Here is a 17,720-nt window from a genome sequence, read left to right as displayed (position 1 = left end):
ATGTAGATTTAATAAAAAAAGATGCTCATTTATAAGCACCTTTTTTCACTCTATCTCCATCAACCGTTTCGCCTCAAAATACAACACTTGAATAAACTTTTTCGTATTAATTCGCGTATGTCCAGAAGTTGCTACTTCTTCCTTTGTCATTTCTGTCATTCGTTTTCTAACTACAGTGAAATCAAAAAATTTCGGAGCATAGCTTTCAAATTTCGGATTTGAAAAGTCTGTTAATCCAAGGGAAGCTAAGTGATTTAACGATTGATAAATCGCTCTACGTACTCTTTGTTCAGATGCTTTTCTCTCCTTATCTATATGTGTATCTGAAGCTATATTCTCTAATTTCCTTATAGTTATATGGTGAAAAATATCTTTTAACGCAGGAAATCCAAATTCAAATGTTTGTGCTTTTTCTTGTCCATATAAATATTCCAGCATACTAAGTAAATCTTTACTTCCATTCTCTCCCGCAATACCGAGTTCTGATAATAAATAGCGTCCTGAATCTGCTATTCTTTTTCCTTCTTGCATTGGCTCATTTCGAACTTGCGGCTGTTCCCACTTAAAAACGTTATTCAATGATTTTTGAATATCATGTATAGAGCGCTCTAAACGAATACGTTCCATTACTTTACGTACAACAGATATAACCTCAATTTTATTCAATGGTTTTGTAATATAATATTCAACACCAAGTGTATACGCCTCACCAATAAGCTGTTTCGATTCAACTTGAGAGATCATAATGATTTTCCCTGAAAAAGAGGATGCAATATGGCGAACTGTTTCAATCCCATCTCGCATGGGCATTAATAAATCAATAAATAAAATATCTACTTTTTTAAAATTTAGTTGATCTGCTTCAATAAAAGCTCCGTCTTCCGATTCTCCAATTACTTCCCCAAGATCGCCATCTTCAATGATTTGTGAAAGCATGGATCGGAAAACTTCATCATCATCTACGATATAATAAAACAACTTTATTCCCCTTCCTGCTTTAAACTGCACTCCGGTAAACAAACGACAAACTTACACCCTTCACCAGTTTCCAGGTCTTCCAATCTTACTTCTCCTCCGAGCTCTGTTACCATTTCGTTTATGTAAGAAAGTCCAATTCCTGTTGATGGTGTTCCCGTTTGATCATACTTTGAAGTAAATCCTGGCTTAAATACTAGTTTTTTATATTTTTGCGCAATACCAGGCCCATCGTCAATTACTTCAAAAAATATACGTTTATCAAGTTTATATAACTTAATAATGATAGCACCACTACCCTCAATTGCTTCAACCGCATTTGCAACTAAATTATTAAAAATTGATAAGACCGTATACACATGATATTCTGCATGCTCACCTTCAATATGTTTAGAAAAACGTATTTCTTTTTCCAACATTTCAGCGTACTTCTCATTTATTCTCACAATCATTTCCGCAAGCTCATGTCCTTCTACATACTCAGCTACATTTTTATCTAATAACAGTTTAGATAATCCCGCAAAAATCCTTTGATTATCCTTTTTTATTTCGTGCACTTCTCCCGCTATTTTCAATGCTGTTTTACTACTTGAATCATCGTTCGCTTGTAAATTCCGATATAATTGATACGCTTCTTGTGTAATTAACTCCGCATTTTGTAACGTTTTTTTCAAATGAACAGATTCCACATATAAGTTAGAAAGATGCATCAACATATTTTCATTTTCTTTTCGAACTTGTGATTCTTTTAATTTCGTTTCATATAAATTCATCATATTTAAAAAACCAAGCGCAAAGAAACTACGGAAAATAGCAATAATGATTAGCTTATTCACTTCAGAAATTGTTATCGTGGTACCAAGTACTACCATATGATAAATTGCAAGTTCTGACATACTTGCAATAATTTCAATTGTAATCCCAAGGTAGCCAATTATAATTGGCTTCTGATGGAACTTATTCACCCTACAAAGCGAAAAAAGACTTCCATAAATAAAATAATAAAAGAACACAGGATAGCGCAAATAAAATGATTCTGTCATATAAAAAGACCCTTGCAACACCCAGTCAAGACATACACGGAATAAGACTACAGATATACCAACAAGAATACCTGCAACCGCCGCTGGTATTCTTCTTAAAAATAGTAATAAAAAGAAGAAAAGCGGTGTCCCAAAGCTAACGCGAAACGTATCGTTGAAAGGATGAAAATTTAGCTCTCCAGCAATTGGGACAACAATCATTAAAATAATTAAAAGAGATATATCTTTCTTCCATAATTGATTCCAATTCAAAGATGCCACTTCCTATGTATTTTTTCAAAAATGTAAACGGAAAGCCCGCTTATTATAATAAACGGGCTTTTTTTCTATATTCTAACCTTTTCTACCGCTTTTATTTGACGGTACTCAGGCTTCCATATTGATTCTTTCACTGCAATTTTGATATCGTTATCACTTAAGTTCTCTCTAGCAACACCTTCTGCAACTGCAACTTTCGCTACTTCAATTGCAACCATTTCAGAGATATTACGTAACTCTTCCACTTCTGGTAAGATCGGTGCACCTGGCTGACTTGTATCTACCATACTTGCAACCGCTTCTGCTGCCGCCGCAAACATACCGTCTGTCATTACGCTTGCACGCACAACAATTGTACCAAGACCAAGCCCTGGGAAAATAAGTGCGTTATTTGATTGCCCGATAACATACGTTACACCATTGTATGTAACTGGATCAAACGGACTTCCTGTTGCAACTAACGCTCTTCCTTCTGTCCACTCGATTAAATCTACTGGTTTCGCTTCAGCAAGTGGCGTTGGATTCGACATTGGTAAAATAATTGGTCTTTCTACATGAGAAGCCATTTCTTTAATAATCTCTTCTTTGAATGCACCAGCAACAGTTGATGTACCGATTAAAATTGTCGGTTTTACATGTTTCACAACTTCAGCAAGTCCGATAGCATCACTTTGTTTCCAATCCTTCACTTCAGCTTCTTTTCTTGCATATGGAACTTGGAAATCAAGAAGATCTTCCATATCATCTGTAATTAACCCGTTACGGTCAATACACCAGAAACGCTCATGTGCTTCTTGCTCTGATAATCCTACGCGAACCAGCGCATCTCTCACTTGATCTGCGATACCGATTCCAGCTGTACCCGCACCAAACACAACTACTCGGTGTTCATTTAAAGGTACACCAGAAGCTTTCACTGCCGATAATACTGCAGCAAGTGAAACTGCACCTGTACCTTGAATGTCATCATTAAACGTACATACATCATGACGATATTTATCTAAAATTTTTCGTGCATTACGAGAACTGAAGTCCTCCCAATGTAAAAGTGCTTTCGGGAACTTATTGCCTACAGCTTGTACAAATGTATCAATAAATTCATCGTAATCTTCACCAGTTACACGTGGATGGCGATTTCCAATATAAAACGGATTGTTTAATAGATCCTCACGGTTTGTACCTACATCTAAAATTACAGGTAACACGCGACTAGGATCGATTCCAACTGCGGCCGTATAAACAGCTAGCTTTCCAATCGCAATGTTAATACCACCAACACCCCAGTCACCAATTCCTAATATGCCTTCTCCATCTGTTACAACGACTAAGTCAATATTTTCAGCTGTTGCACCGATATTTGAGAACGCTTCTTCAATACCCGAAGGATCGTTAACTGATAAATATACACCGCGTGGTTTACGATATTCATGGCTATATCTTTGAATTGCTACACCAACAGTAGGTGTATATACGATTGGTAACATTTCACGTAAATGCTCTGTTAAAATACGATAAAATAATACTTCATTTCGATCATGTAACGCTGTTAAGTATACATTCTTTAATAAATCATCCGGCTGAGAACAAAATTGCTCATACGCTCTACGCGCTTGTTCATCTAGCGTTAAAACTGCTGGTGGTAATAACCCTTTTAAACCTAATTCTTCTCTTTCTTCTTGCGTGAAAGCTACCCCTTTATTTAAAAGTGGTGTTGATAATACTTCTACTCCTCTTAATGTCGTTTCTAACGAACCATTAGAAGCCACTGTAAACTTACTCATAACATCCCTACCTCTATTCATATATAACATTTCTATATTGTAAACAAAAAAGAGGGGATTGTCCCCCTCTTCTTTTAATTTTTCTTTAAAAGAGTTGCTCCTGCAATCCCTGGGTGTGTCATTTCGAATGGATCTAGAATTAACTCTAATTCTGCTTGTGACAATACACCATTTTTTACACATAGTTCTCGAACGGATTGCCCTGTCGCAATTGCTTCTTTCGCAACGCGAGCTGCTGCTTCATAACCGATATGAGGGTTCACGGCTGTAATAATTCCTACACTCTTCTCAACGTACTCTTTTAAGCGATCTTCATTCGCTTCAATTCCTTTTAAGCAATTATCTGTAAAGGCACGGAAACCGTTATTCATAATGCTAATAGATTGAAGTAAGTTGAAAACAAGTACTGGTTCCATAACATTTAATTCTAATTGTCCTGCTTCTGAAGCAAGGCAAATTGTATGGTCGTTACCAATTACTTGGAACGCAATTTGATTAATTACTTCTGGCATAACAGGGTTTACTTTCCCTGGCATAATAGATGAACCTGGTTGACGAGCTGGTAGCATAATTTCCGCTAATCCAACGCGTGGACCTGATGCCATTAGACGAAGGTCATTCGCAATTTTAGACATATTCATCATACATACTTTAAGTGCTGCAGATACTTCAGTGTACGCATCCGTATTTTGAGTTGCATCTACTAAATCTTCTGCACCAACAAGTGGTAGTTCGCTAATTGTAGCTAAATGTTTTACAACTGCTTCAATATATTCTGGATCCGCATTTAAGCCTGTACCAACTGCAGTTGCTCCCATATTTACTTCATATAGATGTTGGCGTGATTGCTTGATACGTTTCATATCACGTTCAAGTACGCGAGAGTATGCTTTAAATTCTTGTCCAAGACGAATTGGCACAGCATCTTGTAAATGTGTACGACCCATTTTAATAACATGATCGAACTGTTCTGCTTTTAATTCAAATACATCATGCATATAACCCATCGTTTGTAATAAGCCTTCTAATGCATTTAATGTTGCAATATGAATCGCTGTTGGGAACGCATCGTTTGTTGATTGTGCCATATTTACATGACTGTTTGGACTAATATAATCATAGTCTCCCTTTTCCATTCCTAATAATTCAAGAGCACGATTGGCAATGACTTCATTTGCGTTCATATTCATTGAAGTTCCTGCACCACCTTGAATTGGATCAACGATGAAATGATCATGCCATTTCCCCTCAAGGATTTCTTGTGATGCTTCTGCGATAGCACCACCCTTTTTCAATTCCAATCTTCCTACATCTGCATTAGCAAGTGCTGCCGCTTTTTTTACAATTGCTAACGCTTTAATTAAACCTTCATGGACTTTGTATCCTGTAATTGGGAAATTCTCTACTGCACGCATTGTTTGTACACCGTAGTACGCATAATTTGGCACTTCTTTTTCACCTAAAAAATCTTTTTCAATTCGCACTCCATTTTTAACTTCAGTTAATGTTGCCATGACTTTTCACTCCTTAACGATTTCTTATGCTGCTTTTGTTTGTTTGACTGTTTCTACATATTGTTTTGCTTTCTCATCATCGAATTCGCCTTCCCACTTCGACATAACAATGGCAGCTAATGCATTTCCTAATACATTGACAGCTGAGCGAATCATATCTAAAATACGGTCAATTCCCGCAATTAATGCGATACCTTCTAGCGGTAAGCCCATTGATCCTAACGTCGCTAATACAACAACGAATGATGCCCCCGGAACTCCCGCCATACCTTTGGATGTTAACATGAGAACGAATAATAACGTTATTTGCTCTGTCAGTGACATGTGTATACCGTACATTTGTGCAACAAACAATGCCGCTAACGCTTGATAAATAGCTGACCCAGTCAAGTTAAATGTATAACCTGTCGGAATTACGAAAGAGGCAACTGCCTTTGGACAACCGAACTCTTCCATCTTTCTCATTATATTAGGTAAAACAGCTTCTGAACTTGCTGTCGTAAATGAAAGAATAAGTTCTTCTTTTAAAATTTTCATTAATGTAAAAATGTTTACTCCTACCATTCGTGCATTAATACCTAATACAATCACAACGAATAGTATAACAGTTACGTATACAGCTAGCACTAGTTTTCCTAAAGGAAGTAGTGTGGACACACCAAATTTTGCAACCGTAACAGCAATTAATGCGAATACACCAAATGGTGCAAATTTCATAACTTGATTTGTAACCCAAAACATCGCTTCGAGTACACCTTCAAAAAAGTTAAAAACAGGCTTTCCTTTTTCTCCAATTGCCGCAACTCCTAAACCGAATAGTACTGAGAAGAATATAATCGGTAATAAGTCACCTTGTGTAATAGACTCAAATATATTTTTCGGTACAATATGAACAATCGTTTCAGCAAAACCTTTCTTCTCTGTAGCATCTGCTGTTTGTTTATAAGAAGAAATATCACTTTGCTGTAAATTATTCATATCAACGCCAGTACCTGGTTGGAATATATTCGCTGCAAGTAATCCCATTAAAATAGCAATCGTCGTAATGATCTCGAAATAAAGAATTGTCTTACCGCCCAGTTTCCCAAGCTTTTTCATATCTCCTACACCAGCTACCGCAACAATTAATGCTGAAATAACAATAGGTACTACAATCATCTTAATTAAGTGAATAAATATATCCCCAACTGGTGTGATATAAGAAATCGCCGTTTTATTGCCATAAAAGATTGCCCCTACTACAATCCCTAAAACAAGTGCGACAAAAATTTGTGTTGCCAATCCGAATTTTTTCATTTATGTTCATCCCCTTTATGCGAACGCTTTCATTTAGTATTTATAAAAGCTTACTCACACATCATATAGGCGAACCTACAAAATCATACAAAAACCTACAAGTTTGTCACAAAAAATTCAAATTTTTTTCTTATAATATTCATTGACACTTTTTATACAAAAGAAATAAAATAACCTTGATAAAACATCAGATTATTTCGTATAATCTAAAAGATATACGTATTCAAAATAAATGGAGATGAAAAGGAGTGGATGTTATGAAAAATCACGTGAAGAAGTTCATCATATCTATTTCTTTTCTATTTCATTTTCTTACGAAGGAACAAAGGCATTCGCCTTTGTTCCTTTTTTATTGCAATCTATATAGGGGGAATTGTTATGAAGCCATATAAACGTGTCTTAATTAAATTAAGCGGCGGAGCACTTGCCGATCAATCGGGAAATAGCTTTAACTCCAAACGATTAGAACATATTGCAAATGAAATTTTATCGATTGTTGATTTAGGTATCGAGGTCTCCATCGTCATTGGCGGCGGTAACATTTTTAGAGGCCATCTAGCTGAGGAATGGGGAATTGACCGTGTAGAAGCTGATAATATTGGTACTTTAGGTACAATAATTAACAGCTTAATGCTACGCGGCGTTTTAACAAGTAAAACAAATAAAGAAGTACGCGTTATGACATCCATCCCATTTAATGCAGTAGCCGAACCTTATATTCGCCTCAGAGCAGTACATCATTTAGATAACGGTTATGTCGTCATTTTCGGTGGTGGTAACGGGCAACCATTCGTTACAACAGATTACCCAAGTGTACAGAGAGCAATTGAAATGAATAGTGACGCCATTTTAGTCGCAAAACAAGGGGTCGACGGTGTCTTTACAAGTGATCCAAAACATAATAAATCAGCGAAAATGTATAAAAAACTGAACTATAATGATGTTGTTAGGGAAAACATACAAGTAATGGATCAAGCGGCTTTATTACTTGCTCGGGACTACAATTTACCAGCACACGTCTTTAACTTTGATGAGCCTGGAGTGATGAAGAAAATATGTTTAGGAGAACATGTGGGAACGTTGATTAATGATGATGTTTCGATGCTTGTGCATGAATAATAATTATTTCTCATCGGAAGTTTTGTCGCCCCCCCACTAATTATTAGCCTTCTCCAATCGGGCGTTTACGAGCAGTTGATCTCCTACCTAACTTCTTTGCTTTAGCCGCATTTTGAAGAGGGAATCTTACTGCTCGTTAATGCAAGATCAATAGTCCCCTAATTTATATAACAAGGGGACTTGAATTTTTATCGTAAACTTATCTGGGTCATTAATAACGTTAGAATTCCTTTACGAAAGCTCTTCTGAATCCCATACTTCAATAAATTCAAAACCTTTTAAATCACTCTCTAAAACTGCATTCTTGAATTGATCTGATACTAAAACATAGTTAGGGTGCACCTTCCCATTTATATTCAATTTAAAAACTGGTTCGTCCTGAACAACATAAGAAATAAATACAATTTTTTTACATCCTATTATTAAACCTGAACTTAACTTATCAAAGATTGTTTTATTAGTATCAAGTGCTTCCAACACCTTTAAAACATGCATAGCATAGTATTTTTTGTGTGTTTGTTTATGAATTAATGGTAAAAATTCAATATTATCTCCTACTATAGGTTCTAAAACATCCTTGGCTTTTTCGCTAATTATTTGTACACCAGACTTTCCCCAAAACATAGGAGAATCACTTGACTTTCCTTCATCTGTTACCTCAATAAACTTAGACATCCATGAATCTGACAAACTCACCATAGAATTAAAACTAGTTTTAAAATATTTTTTATCCTCTTCATAGTTCAATAATTGAAAGGTTTCATAATCATCAGTCGAGCTTTTTAATTGCCAAATTTTCATGCCTTTTTACTCCTTTAGAATTTAACTAGTAAGCATCTAAGATTATTTAAGTTAATTTCCGTCCAATAACTTTTCTCTTATATTAGGCAAGGCAGCAACTGAATCTGCTTAAGTACCCACCAAAGCGTTTAACTTCACTTAACACTCTGTATACTTCTATAACATACTCTGGACTATGCTTACCTATATTTAGCGTTTCAGTAGTCACATAATCGTTCATTTTACATAGGTACTTTTCAGATGAGTGAATACTACATAAATTCCTTATGTTAATTTTCATCCATGTATTAGAGAAGTGTTATTTTTAATGCTTCCTCAAGCATTGTTTTAAAATCATCATACGTGTTCATCACTGTACCAGACGGTTTATCCAGTTCATGATAAGTACCTTCAGATAAATTTTTACAGAACCATGCAATATTTGAATCTCCAAAGAAAAGATACTCTTTTTGAAATTCATTTTCATACCAAATCTCATTCGTTTCTATGAATCCACAAATTTGTTCACCCTTTTCTGTTTCTAGTAAAAAAGAATCAACTCCGTAAAGGACCAATCCATCAAAATCCAAACTATTTACAGTTTTAAGAAACTCTACGTATTCACTTGGTAAATCAACATTTAATTTTTCTTTTGCATGTTCTCTTAATCTCTGAACTTCAGTATCCGTTGCAGGTGTATTCAGCTTATAATTAACACTTTCCAGTATATCTTTGATTTCTAAAATTAGATCTTTCCACATATAAAAACCTCTTTCTAAATTTATTTATTCCCCTTTAGGATAGATGTTGTGTTTTGGGATAGGCCAACTTATGTCTACACTGTCACCTGGTTGTAATCCTTTGGTTAGCGTACGTTGTGTATTAGTTATAACCTTATGATATGGATGATTTTGTATCAAAGTTAAATTTTCAAATGTATTTGTTCCACCATCATCTAAGGGAAGATCATGATGCACTTGCCATCCTATTGGAGGTTTTCCTCTTTTCATTAATTCGATATCTGCATCTGTTATACCAGCATTCTTGAGTTCAATAATCTTATCAGGGTCATTAACTAAGGTTTTAAGAAACTCTTTTCTCACACTTCTATCAAATTCCCTCCGAAGTTGTGCAGCTTCTTCTCTAGTTCTCTTAGAATAAGTAATATCCTCAACTTTGACATCTTTTAAATGTACATCTTCTCCCTTTACCGTAGGTTGTCACATTAGCTAAATGTCTTTTGTAGTTCATTATCCATTCTTTCAAACTCCTTAGCTGTAGAATGAATATTATCAATCGCTTGTTGAAAGGCCCCACAAAATTGTCTAGTCAAATCTAGCATTTGTTGATTCGTTTTTTGCGCCTGGGCATTAACAGATAGTGTAGTACGGCTCGCCTTTGTTATAGAACGATTTGTCGCACTTTGGATTGTATCCGAGGCATTTCTCATTTGAGTGGCGATTTGTGTAGCCGTTTGAAAATTACTTTGAAAGTTCCCCATCATTTAAACCCCTTCTAGTTTCAAAATCATTAATAAAATTATATCACGTTAATTGTTTTAATTTATTGAATGTTTCGGTTATAAAATTACAGTTTTTCTGATAACCCAATAGAGTCTCTAATTAAAGTCTGAATATTCTGTATTTTATTGATAAATATCTCCCTCCCTCTTAACTACAATATTATTTTGTTATTCTAGTAATAAATATCAATCGCTATATATATAAGATGGGGAGGATTTTATGGATGTTCAATTAGAGAATGATCAAATAATGGAATTATTAAATGACTGGTACCAAACCATGTTAAAGCAACAACTACATAAAGCAAAAGAATTAAAAATGCAAATAGATAGTAAAATGAAAAATGTAGAAGATGATCAAAATTTATCTTTATACTACTCCCTACTAGAATTTCGATACGAAGCTCTTATGGATTGGGTAAGCATTAATCAGAATAGCTTTGATAAAATGAACGCATTCACAACTCCTGCAGATGACTTCTTAGCTTATTATTACCATTTCTTCAAAGGTTTTCATTTTACTTTAACCGCAAATTATACTGACGCATTTGAACACTTTGAAAAAGCAAAAGAACTCCTAAAGTATATCCCAGAGCCAGCGGAACACGCTGAGTTTAATTATAGAATGGGGTATTTTTATTATCAAAGCTACAAACAAGTTTTAGCCTTAGATTATATTAAAGCTGCGAAAGAAGAATTTTCGAAGCATGAAGGTTATGAGGTAAACGTAGCATTATGTGATAATTTTATAGGGTTATGTTGTATTGACTTGAAACATTATGAATTAGCTGAAGAAAGTTTAAATAATGCGCTAAACACATTCCAAAAGCATAATCATATAAAATCTATTCTTATGGTAAGACATAACTTAGCTTGGTTGTATTCAAATCAAAATTTATCAAAACTTGCAATCCGACATATATCTGAAATAACAAGAAATCACCCTTCACACTACAAAGCATTTTATTTGGAAGCACTCGAATACTATAAATTAGATAATAATAACTATGCAGCTCAATTAATTGAAAAGGGCCTAAAAGTAAGTGATGAGATAAAAAACAAAGAATTTCAACATCGATTTATGATACTAAAAGCACTAAATGCTAAAGTTCCTGCACTAACTTTAGAAAAATTCATAACTGAAGGAATTACATACTTTGAAAAAGAAAAATTATGGGAATGCGTTAAAGAATACGCTGATATTTTAGCTTTAAAATTTTACGCAGAGAAAAATCACGTTAAAGCAAGTCAATATTTTTATATTAGTAATACAGCTCAACAAAAAGAATCTGAAAAAGGAGCGTTAAAATAATGAAGAAATTTTATCTAGCTGTTATTGGTATGTCACTTATTAGTATCTTAGCACTTGGCGTTAATGATTCATTTAAAAATCAAGCTGTGAATATAGGTGAAGGCGGAGGAGCACCCGCTAGACCAGATTATTTTTTAACTACCAATAATGAATTATAAAATAAGAAAGAACCTTCTGTTTTTTGAAGGTTCTTTCTTACTTCTCTACTTGTTAAATAAACAATACAGCTTCCTATTTACTATATTCACATGCTTCTTTGCACACACTATATTTTAAATTTCAGGTATTTCAGTTAAGTTATCACAAATAAAAATCAACCAATCCCGCAAATTTCTCCTTACAACGCTCCCAAAAAGATAACTTCTCAAAAAACTCTTTCGTCATTTCTTTCGAATCATGAAAATCTTGTGTTAACGCCTCATTCACTTCCGATACGATAGATCCACCATGAATATACAAATTCATCTCATCATTTATGTAGAAGCTACGAGCAGTTATGTTCGTTGTACCGATAACAGTTAATTCATTATCAATCAGCATTAACTTTCCATGAAACATCCCTTTTTTATAGCCATACACAGTAATTCCGTTTTTAACAGCTTCACGTATATAAGGATATGCTGCCTCTTTAATAAGAGGAATATCCGGTTTATATGACCAAAGTATTTTTACTGTAACACCACGCTTTTGCGCTCCAATTAAAGCATTCATTAATGCTTTATTTTTCGCTATAAAATAAGGCGTTGTAATTACAATCGAATGCTTCGCTTGTTTTATTAACGCTATATATTTTTGAGCAACATAATGCCCGTTATAACTTGTCATAGTATGTAGCGTATTTCCTTTGCTAGCCTTATTCGTACTCCTTTTTATATCTTCTTTCGTATCTCGTTTCCAATCTAAGGAAAACTGCTCTTCTAAATCTTTCGCTCCTTCTCCTCTGAGTCGTACATGATAATCACGCCAGTATCCAAATTTCTTATCTTGCCCTAAATATTCATCTCCTATATTAAAGCCACCCGTATAGCCAATTTCCCCATCAATCGTCGTAATGCGGCGATGATTACGATGGTGAAGTGAATAAAATCCGAATGGCAATTCTTGTTTTCTACTGTATGTAAAATGAACACCACTTTCCTGTAATTCTTTTTTCATCTTTCTTTCAAATGATAAATCATTAATTAAATCAACCGATAAATATACGTTTACTCCTTCTTTCGCCTTCTCTTTTAATAAGTTTAAAAAAGTATGGCTACTTTTATCATCCGACAAAATGAAAAAGTAAGTGTAAATGGAACTTTTCGCTTCCCTTATATCAGTAAACAACTGTTTATAAAACGACTTCCCTTCTACATATAATTGAAAGTCACTATAATGAGGTGCATACTCTGTCGGCATATTTTTCCCAGCTTCCATTTTCCTGCCTAAAGTAACATCGATATGCATCCAAATTAAAATAAAAACGAAAATAGCAATAATAATAGAAGTAACTCGCAATATTTTTTTAATCATTTTGATTTCCTTCCGCTCATATTACTTACTATTTCGTAGTGTTTCATTAAATTATTTTTTCATACGAAATGTCTTTCTTACTTTTTATGGGCTGTTAAAAAGTTAAAGGAGAGAAGCATATGAAAAGAGGAAAAACTCCTATTATTTTTATCCCAGGTCTTTTCGGTTCAATGAGTAATATTATTATTCCCGGTACCGGTAATTGGAACTTTGGGCTTTCTGCGTTTGTTTATGAGCCATTCATCATGATGTTAGAAAGTATCGGATATAAACGAAATCAAAACTTGTTTATCTGTTTTTATGACTGGCGTCAGCGTATTGTTTTTTCTACTCAAAAATACTTATTAAAAACGATTGCTTATGTTAAAGAATTTACAGGTTGCGATAAACTAAATTTAGTTTGTCATAGTTTGGGCGGACTTCTTGCACGTTCTTACGTTCAAAGTGAAGAATATGAAAATGATGTGGAGCAGCTTATTATACTCTGTACACCAAGCGCTGGATCTCCTCCCAATTATAGTTATTGGACTGGAGGTAGTCTCCCTGTCCATGCCTCTTCTAAAATAAATATCGTTCATTCCTATATGGAACAGTACGTACACTACTTAAGTACCTTGTATAAAATGAATCCAGTCGAAGCGATCCACCTTTACTTTCCAGGATTACAAGATGTTATTCCTTGTAAAGATTACGGAAATTATTTATTTATAAGATCCGGCTCTTCTATTACCTTTCTTCCTTATAGTAAGATGCAAACGAAAAACCCCTTCCTCGATACATTAAATGAAAATAGATTTGTTATAGAGAAAAGAAATATTGAAACTACACTCATTGCAGGAGATGGAGTGGAAACAATTCAATATTTACAAGTCGTCCCTTCACATTCAAAACTGGAATGGGCAGATGGAAACGTCTTCGGTGATATACTAACAAAACATGGTGATGGTAACGCTGTTGTGCATAGCGTTTTTCTTTTAGTTGACAATAAATATGTTGTGTGTGCTTCACATAATGAAGTGCTCTACAAAAGCATTCCTATATTACAAAAGATACTCTAAATTACGAACAAAAAAGGCGTGGCATTACGCCACACCTTTTCTCATTAAACAAAATTCCTCGCATCATTATTTCTTCCAAACTTATAAATAGCAATTAAGAAGAATGCTATCGCGAAAGCGAATAAAATTAAAATGTTTAAATACAACTCAGAAAACGGAATTCCTTGCTGTAATTTTGAAATTGTGTCTAGTAACCAACGCTGCGGAAGAAAATCAGCTACCTTTTGTACCGCTTTCGGCATAATATCATATGGAAAATAACATCCAGCAAGCAAACATGTTGGTACGATAACTATATTTTGCATTGCATTTGAAGCAGTTGAACTTTTCGAAAAAGACACAATGACTAATGACAAACCAATTGCTATTAAAGCAAATAGCATGAGTACACCAATCAACACTATGAAAGGCATATTTATATTTGTGTGAAAAACATTCGTCATAAATAATACTGCAATGACAATTTGTACTGTTAATATCATCATATTTACTGCAACATTAGATAATATAAATTTCTTCCCATCTATCGGCGTTGATAATAATCTAAAGTACGTTCTATTCTCTTTTTCTTTTAAGATAAATCCTGATAAGTTCACTGCTGAAAATAGCATAAACATGATCAGGTAACCCATAGTTTGATTTGTCATATCCTTATTTTTCGAAGTATCTTCAAGTGTCTCAGCCTTTACTTTAAATGAACTTTTTTGATACCCTGCATACATATTATCAAACGTACTTTGATCCGTCCCTGCCACTTTACTAATTGCGGCAATAGTATCAACATAGTTATATAAATATGATTTTATAAACCCCGTTACTTGATCGCCTTTAATCGATGAAATCTCAATATGACTCGGTTTCCCTTCTCGAACACTTTCGGAAAAACCAGAATCTAATGTAATAACACCATCAAGTTTTTTTGAAGTAAGTTTATCTTCTACTTCAGACTCCTTAACTTTACTTACATTTACATGATTTAATCCTTCTAAAAATTTTACTGTATCATTTGCTATTGGCTGATTTTCTTTATTTATAACCCCGATATTTAACGTTCCTTGCCCTACATTTCCGTATATCGAAAAGGAGATGAGTGTTCCTATTATCGGCAAGCTAATAATAATTAATAAACCTTTTTTATTTTTCAGAAGTACAGATAACGTTTTTTGTATGAGCCATAAAATGTCTTTCATACTATAGCCCCTCCCGTCTACGTAATGCAATAATCGCAATTAATAAAAAGAGTGCTGAAATTCCGAGGTTTAAAGATATTACTGGCAGTGCTGCTCCAATATCATTTGCATAAATAATTTTCATAATGGCTGTATTCGCCCACGTTAATGGTGATAAATTCGTAACGACATTTTCTTCCACTATGAAATATGCACCACCAAAAATAGAAGCTAATTGCACAACAACCATAATAATTGCTCTAGATGATTCACCTGTTTTTGTAATATATCCGATCCCTAAGCCAAAGCTAATTGCTAGAAAGACTTCTGTTAGTAAAATAATAAATATGATTCCAAGATGGTCGCCCCAATTCGCTTGAAAAACAAATTTACTAAATAAAACGACAAGTAGTAAACAAAGTGCATTCGCTACAAGACTACCGAGCACTTTCCCAATGAAAATTTCAGCTTTACTTATAGGTGCCGCAATGAGACGATCGCCTGTTTTACGTATTCGTTCTCCTCGAATTAAAAAACTCGCTCCCATCGCAGCATACAGTGCTATCATCGTTGTCATTACAACCGCATAGTAATCCATAGAACCTGGTTTTTTAGCAGCTTGTAAAGATGTTTCTTTAATATAATCATTATGATTTCCGTTTGAAATAACTGCGTTAACCTTACTTGGATCTACTTTTGCAACTTCGGCCGCTACATTGTACTTATCAACAAATGTCGTAAGCATTCCTTCAACAATACTTCCTTCAATACTACTTCTGTCACTTCCATAAAATTTCGCACCATCTTTATTTAATTCTACATAGGCAGCATATTTATTTTGCTTCACTTCCTCTTTCCCATCTATACCTTCGGAAGCTTTCTTAAAATGAATACCCGCTTTATCGACTTCTTTCGTAAATGCTTCAAATGATTGAGAAAATGTGCTACTCGCTTCATCTTTATATAGCACTTGTATATCCTTAATCGATTGACTATCACTATTAAATGCGTTACTTAACGCTGTTCCTAACACAAGCATAAGCACAATCGGAAATGCTAACATAAAAACTAAAGTTCTTACGTCCCTGAAATCTCTTTTAATGTGCATCACTGCAATATTAAAGATGTTCAATTGATGAACCTCCCTTTACCTTTTCTTCATTTACCTTTTATTTATCTCGTAAGTTTCTTCCAGTCAACGTAAGGAATACAGTTTCTAAGTTCGGAGCCTGCTCCTCTAACGAACGAATTTCAATGTCATGATTAATAAAGTGTTGAATAATTTTATTTAAATTATTTAATCCTGCATCAGAATTCACTTTAATTACGCTCGCTTCAATTTGAACAGCTTTCACACCGTTTATCTCTTTTAATTTTTCTACGTCTAAATTTTCTACTGACTTCACTTCAATCCAAATATCTTTCGTATCTGTAATAATCGCTTTTAACTGTTCTTTCGTTCCTTCTGCAATCACTTTACCGTGATCTACAATTGCTATTTTCGTACAAATCTCTTCTACTTCTTCCATGTAGTGACTTGTATAAATGATTGTGCTTCCCATTTCATTTAATTTCCGGACAGATTGGAGAATATAGTTTCTTGACTGCGGATCAATTCCAACTGTCGGCTCATCCATAATAATTAGCTTTGGTCTATGAGCAATTGCACAAGCTATATTCAATCTTCTTTTCATTCCGCCAGAAAAGTTTTTCGGATAACTTTTATGCTTATCGCTAAGCCCCACAAATTGAAGTGCTTCCTCTACTCTCGCTTTTAGTTCAGCGCCTCTTAATCCGTACAATCCGGCAAAGAATTTCACATTTTCATAGGCAGTTAGCTCTTCATAAATCGCAATATCTTGCGGAACAATACCGATGTTCATCTTCGCAAATCGATTATGTTTCTTTATATTTTTTCCTAGTATGCTGATTTCACCTTCATTACTTCTTAACAATCCAGCAATCATATTTATCGTTGTACTCTTACCAGCACCGTTCGATCCTAAAAATCCAAATATTTCTCCTTCTTTAATAGATAAAGACATATTATCTACCGCGATGAAATCACCAAATTTTTTCGTTAAATTTTTAATTTCTAATGTGTTCATCATTTCACCCCTATTTCGGTTTCTTTGCTGTTATCCCGCATTAACGGTCAGTAAGACTCCCACCTCAAAATTCAGCTGGTGCAAAGAAGTTAGGTGGGAGATCAACTGCCCGTAAAAATGCCCGATTGGTTCAACTAACAATCAGCGTGGAAAAACAAAACCCCCACTGATTGAAGTTTCACTTTATTATAAACAAAAAGAATGAACCTGCTCAGTGCAGAAGTTCATTCTTTTCACATGAGATTATTCACTTTTTTCATATGAGATAATTCA

The 17,720-nt window shown here is 34.4% G+C and carries 17 protein-coding genes and 1 pseudogene; 4 read left to right on the top strand and 14 right to left on the bottom strand.

Annotated elements, in window-relative coordinates; translation table 11 throughout:
* Window positions 1-45 precede the first annotated feature (45 nt).
* The 5 genes from MHB76_RS08770 to MHB76_RS08750 all read right to left on the bottom strand — a co-directional run bounded on the left by MHB76_RS08770 (window position 46) and on the right by MHB76_RS08750 (window position 6,867).
* Window positions 46-978 carry a response regulator gene (locus tag MHB76_RS08770; RefSeq protein ID WP_002158401.1) on the bottom strand — a complete coding sequence of 311 codons (933 nt, stop codon included), beginning with the start codon at window positions 976-978 and terminating at the stop codon, window positions 46-48.
* 2 nt (window positions 979-980) lie between these two features.
* Window positions 981-2,279: a sensor histidine kinase gene (locus tag MHB76_RS08765; protein WP_078173115.1), complete on the bottom strand. Its 1,299-nt coding sequence runs from the start codon at window positions 2,277-2,279 to the stop codon at window positions 981-983.
* 65 nt (window positions 2,280-2,344) lie between these two features.
* The gene (gene malS, locus MHB76_RS08760; RefSeq protein WP_078173226.1) at window positions 2,345-4,057 is read right to left on the bottom strand and encodes an oxaloacetate-decarboxylating malate dehydrogenase; all 1,713 of its coding nucleotides are present in this window, start codon (window positions 4,055-4,057) and stop codon (window positions 2,345-2,347) included.
* A gap of 74 nt (window positions 4,058-4,131) precedes the next feature.
* Entirely contained in the window at window positions 4,132-5,571 is a 1,440-nt protein-coding gene (gene aspA, locus MHB76_RS08755; protein ID WP_002200956.1) for an aspartate ammonia-lyase, read from the bottom strand.
* A gap of 24 nt (window positions 5,572-5,595) precedes the next feature.
* Window positions 5,596-6,867, bottom strand: a complete 1,272-nt coding sequence (locus tag MHB76_RS08750; RefSeq protein ID WP_002158405.1) for a cation:dicarboxylate symporter family transporter — start codon at window positions 6,865-6,867, stop codon at window positions 5,596-5,598.
* Window positions 6,868-7,245: 378 nt separating this feature from the next.
* Here MHB76_RS08750 and pyrH point away from each other — a divergent pair, with 378 nt between their 5' ends.
* Entirely contained in the window at window positions 7,246-7,986 is a 741-nt protein-coding gene (gene pyrH / locus MHB76_RS08745; RefSeq protein ID WP_078173114.1) for a UMP kinase, read from the top strand.
* 231 nt (window positions 7,987-8,217) lie between these two features.
* Here pyrH and MHB76_RS08740 read toward each other — a convergent pair whose 3' ends face one another.
* From MHB76_RS08740 to MHB76_RS08725, 5 genes and pseudogenes are all read right to left on the bottom strand, one after another.
* Window positions 8,218-8,787: an imm11 family protein gene (locus MHB76_RS08740; protein WP_078173113.1), complete on the bottom strand. Its 570-nt coding sequence runs from the start codon at window positions 8,785-8,787 to the stop codon at window positions 8,218-8,220.
* A 51-nt stretch (window positions 8,788-8,838) separates the two neighbouring features.
* Window positions 8,839-9,010, bottom strand: a pseudogene (locus tag MHB76_RS26280) (cytoplasmic protein); the annotation flags it as partial.
* A 64-nt stretch (window positions 9,011-9,074) separates the two neighbouring features.
* Window positions 9,075-9,527 carry a YrhA family protein gene (locus MHB76_RS08735; protein ID WP_002200960.1) on the bottom strand — a complete coding sequence of 151 codons (453 nt, stop codon included), beginning with the start codon at window positions 9,525-9,527 and terminating at the stop codon, window positions 9,075-9,077.
* A 24-nt stretch (window positions 9,528-9,551) separates the two neighbouring features.
* Window positions 9,552-9,869, bottom strand: coding sequence for an HNH endonuclease signature motif containing protein (locus tag MHB76_RS08730; protein WP_078173112.1), 318 nt, complete (start codon window positions 9,867-9,869; stop codon window positions 9,552-9,554).
* A 122-nt stretch (window positions 9,870-9,991) separates the two neighbouring features.
* Entirely contained in the window at window positions 9,992-10,270 is a 279-nt protein-coding gene (locus MHB76_RS08725) for a TIGR04197 family type VII secretion effector (RefSeq protein WP_002200962.1), read from the bottom strand.
* A gap of 238 nt (window positions 10,271-10,508) precedes the next feature.
* On the opposite strand from MHB76_RS08725, the gene MHB76_RS08720 reads away from it, so the two are divergent.
* Window positions 10,509-11,600: a response regulator aspartate phosphatase gene (locus tag MHB76_RS08720; protein ID WP_078173111.1), complete on the top strand. Its 1,092-nt coding sequence runs from the start codon at window positions 10,509-10,511 to the stop codon at window positions 11,598-11,600.
* Window positions 11,600-11,758: a Phr family secreted Rap phosphatase inhibitor gene (locus tag MHB76_RS08715; protein WP_002200964.1), complete on the top strand. Its 159-nt coding sequence runs from the start codon at window positions 11,600-11,602 to the stop codon at window positions 11,756-11,758. The genes MHB76_RS08720 and MHB76_RS08715 overlap by 1 nt, the downstream gene beginning before the upstream one ends.
* 142 nt (window positions 11,759-11,900) lie before the next feature.
* Here MHB76_RS08715 and cls read toward each other — a convergent pair whose 3' ends face one another.
* A complete protein-coding gene (gene cls / locus MHB76_RS08710; RefSeq protein WP_078173110.1) occupies window positions 11,901-13,112 on the bottom strand; it encodes a cardiolipin synthase in 1,212 nt (403 codons plus the stop codon).
* 119 nt (window positions 13,113-13,231) lie between these two features.
* On the opposite strand from cls, the gene MHB76_RS08705 reads away from it, so the two are divergent.
* Window positions 13,232-14,170 carry an esterase/lipase family protein gene (locus MHB76_RS08705; protein WP_078173109.1) on the top strand — a complete coding sequence of 313 codons (939 nt, stop codon included), beginning with the start codon at window positions 13,232-13,234 and terminating at the stop codon, window positions 14,168-14,170.
* Window positions 14,171-14,214: 44 nt separating this feature from the next.
* Here the strand turns inward: MHB76_RS08705 and MHB76_RS08700 are convergent, their stop codons facing one another.
* From MHB76_RS08700 to MHB76_RS08690, 3 genes are read right to left on the bottom strand one after another with little or no spacing between them, the layout of a single operon-like run.
* Window positions 14,215-15,360: an ABC transporter permease gene (locus MHB76_RS08700; RefSeq protein WP_078173108.1), complete on the bottom strand. Its 1,146-nt coding sequence runs from the start codon at window positions 15,358-15,360 to the stop codon at window positions 14,215-14,217.
* Window position 15,361: 1 nt separating this feature from the next.
* A complete protein-coding gene (locus tag MHB76_RS08695; RefSeq protein ID WP_078173107.1) occupies window positions 15,362-16,471 on the bottom strand; it encodes an ABC transporter permease in 1,110 nt (369 codons plus the stop codon).
* Between the two features lie 37 nt (window positions 16,472-16,508).
* On the bottom strand, window positions 16,509-17,447 hold the full coding sequence (locus MHB76_RS08690; RefSeq protein WP_078173106.1) for an ABC transporter ATP-binding protein: 939 nt from the start codon (window positions 17,445-17,447) through the stop codon (window positions 16,509-16,511).
* Window positions 17,448-17,720: the final 273 nt, after the last annotated feature.

Source organism: Bacillus sp. FSL M7-1345, assembly GCF_038006985.1.
Classification (GTDB): Bacteria; Bacillota; Bacilli; order Bacillales; family Bacillaceae_G; genus Bacillus_A; species Bacillus_A cereus_U.
The sequence above is the reverse complement of the archived record's forward strand: the minus strand, read 5'-3'. Positions and strand labels throughout refer to the sequence as shown.

Excerpts from the sequence above, each read along its gene's own strand:
- malS (WP_078173226.1), bottom strand. The coding sequence starts at position 4,057 with ATGAGTAAGTTTACAGTGGCTTCTAATGGTTCGTTAGAAACGACATTA.
- aspA (WP_002200956.1), bottom strand. The coding sequence starts at position 5,571 with ATGGCAACATTAACTGAAGTTAAAAATGGAGTGCGAATTGAAAAAGAT.
- MHB76_RS08750 (WP_002158405.1), bottom strand. The coding sequence starts at position 6,867 with ATGAAAAAATTCGGATTGGCAACACAAATTTTTGTCGCACTTGTTTTA.
- pyrH (WP_078173114.1), top strand. The coding sequence starts at position 7,246 with ATGAAGCCATATAAACGTGTCTTAATTAAATTAAGCGGCGGAGCACTT.
- MHB76_RS08740 (WP_078173113.1), bottom strand. The coding sequence starts at position 8,787 with ATGAAAATTTGGCAATTAAAAAGCTCGACTGATGATTATGAAACCTTT.
- MHB76_RS08735 (WP_002200960.1), bottom strand. The coding sequence starts at position 9,527 with ATGTGGAAAGATCTAATTTTAGAAATCAAAGATATACTGGAAAGTGTT.
- MHB76_RS08725 (WP_002200962.1), bottom strand. The coding sequence starts at position 10,270 with ATGATGGGGAACTTTCAAAGTAATTTTCAAACGGCTACACAAATCGCC.
- MHB76_RS08720 (WP_078173111.1), top strand. The coding sequence starts at position 10,509 with ATGGATGTTCAATTAGAGAATGATCAAATAATGGAATTATTAAATGAC.
- MHB76_RS08715 (WP_002200964.1), top strand. The coding sequence starts at position 11,600 with ATGAAGAAATTTTATCTAGCTGTTATTGGTATGTCACTTATTAGTATC.
- cls (WP_078173110.1), bottom strand. The coding sequence starts at position 13,112 with ATGATTAAAAAAATATTGCGAGTTACTTCTATTATTATTGCTATTTTC.
- MHB76_RS08705 (WP_078173109.1), top strand. The coding sequence starts at position 13,232 with ATGAAAAGAGGAAAAACTCCTATTATTTTTATCCCAGGTCTTTTCGGT.
- MHB76_RS08700 (WP_078173108.1), bottom strand. The coding sequence starts at position 15,360 with ATGAAAGACATTTTATGGCTCATACAAAAAACGTTATCTGTACTTCTG.
- MHB76_RS08690 (WP_078173106.1), bottom strand. The coding sequence starts at position 17,447 with ATGAACACATTAGAAATTAAAAATTTAACGAAAAAATTTGGTGATTTC.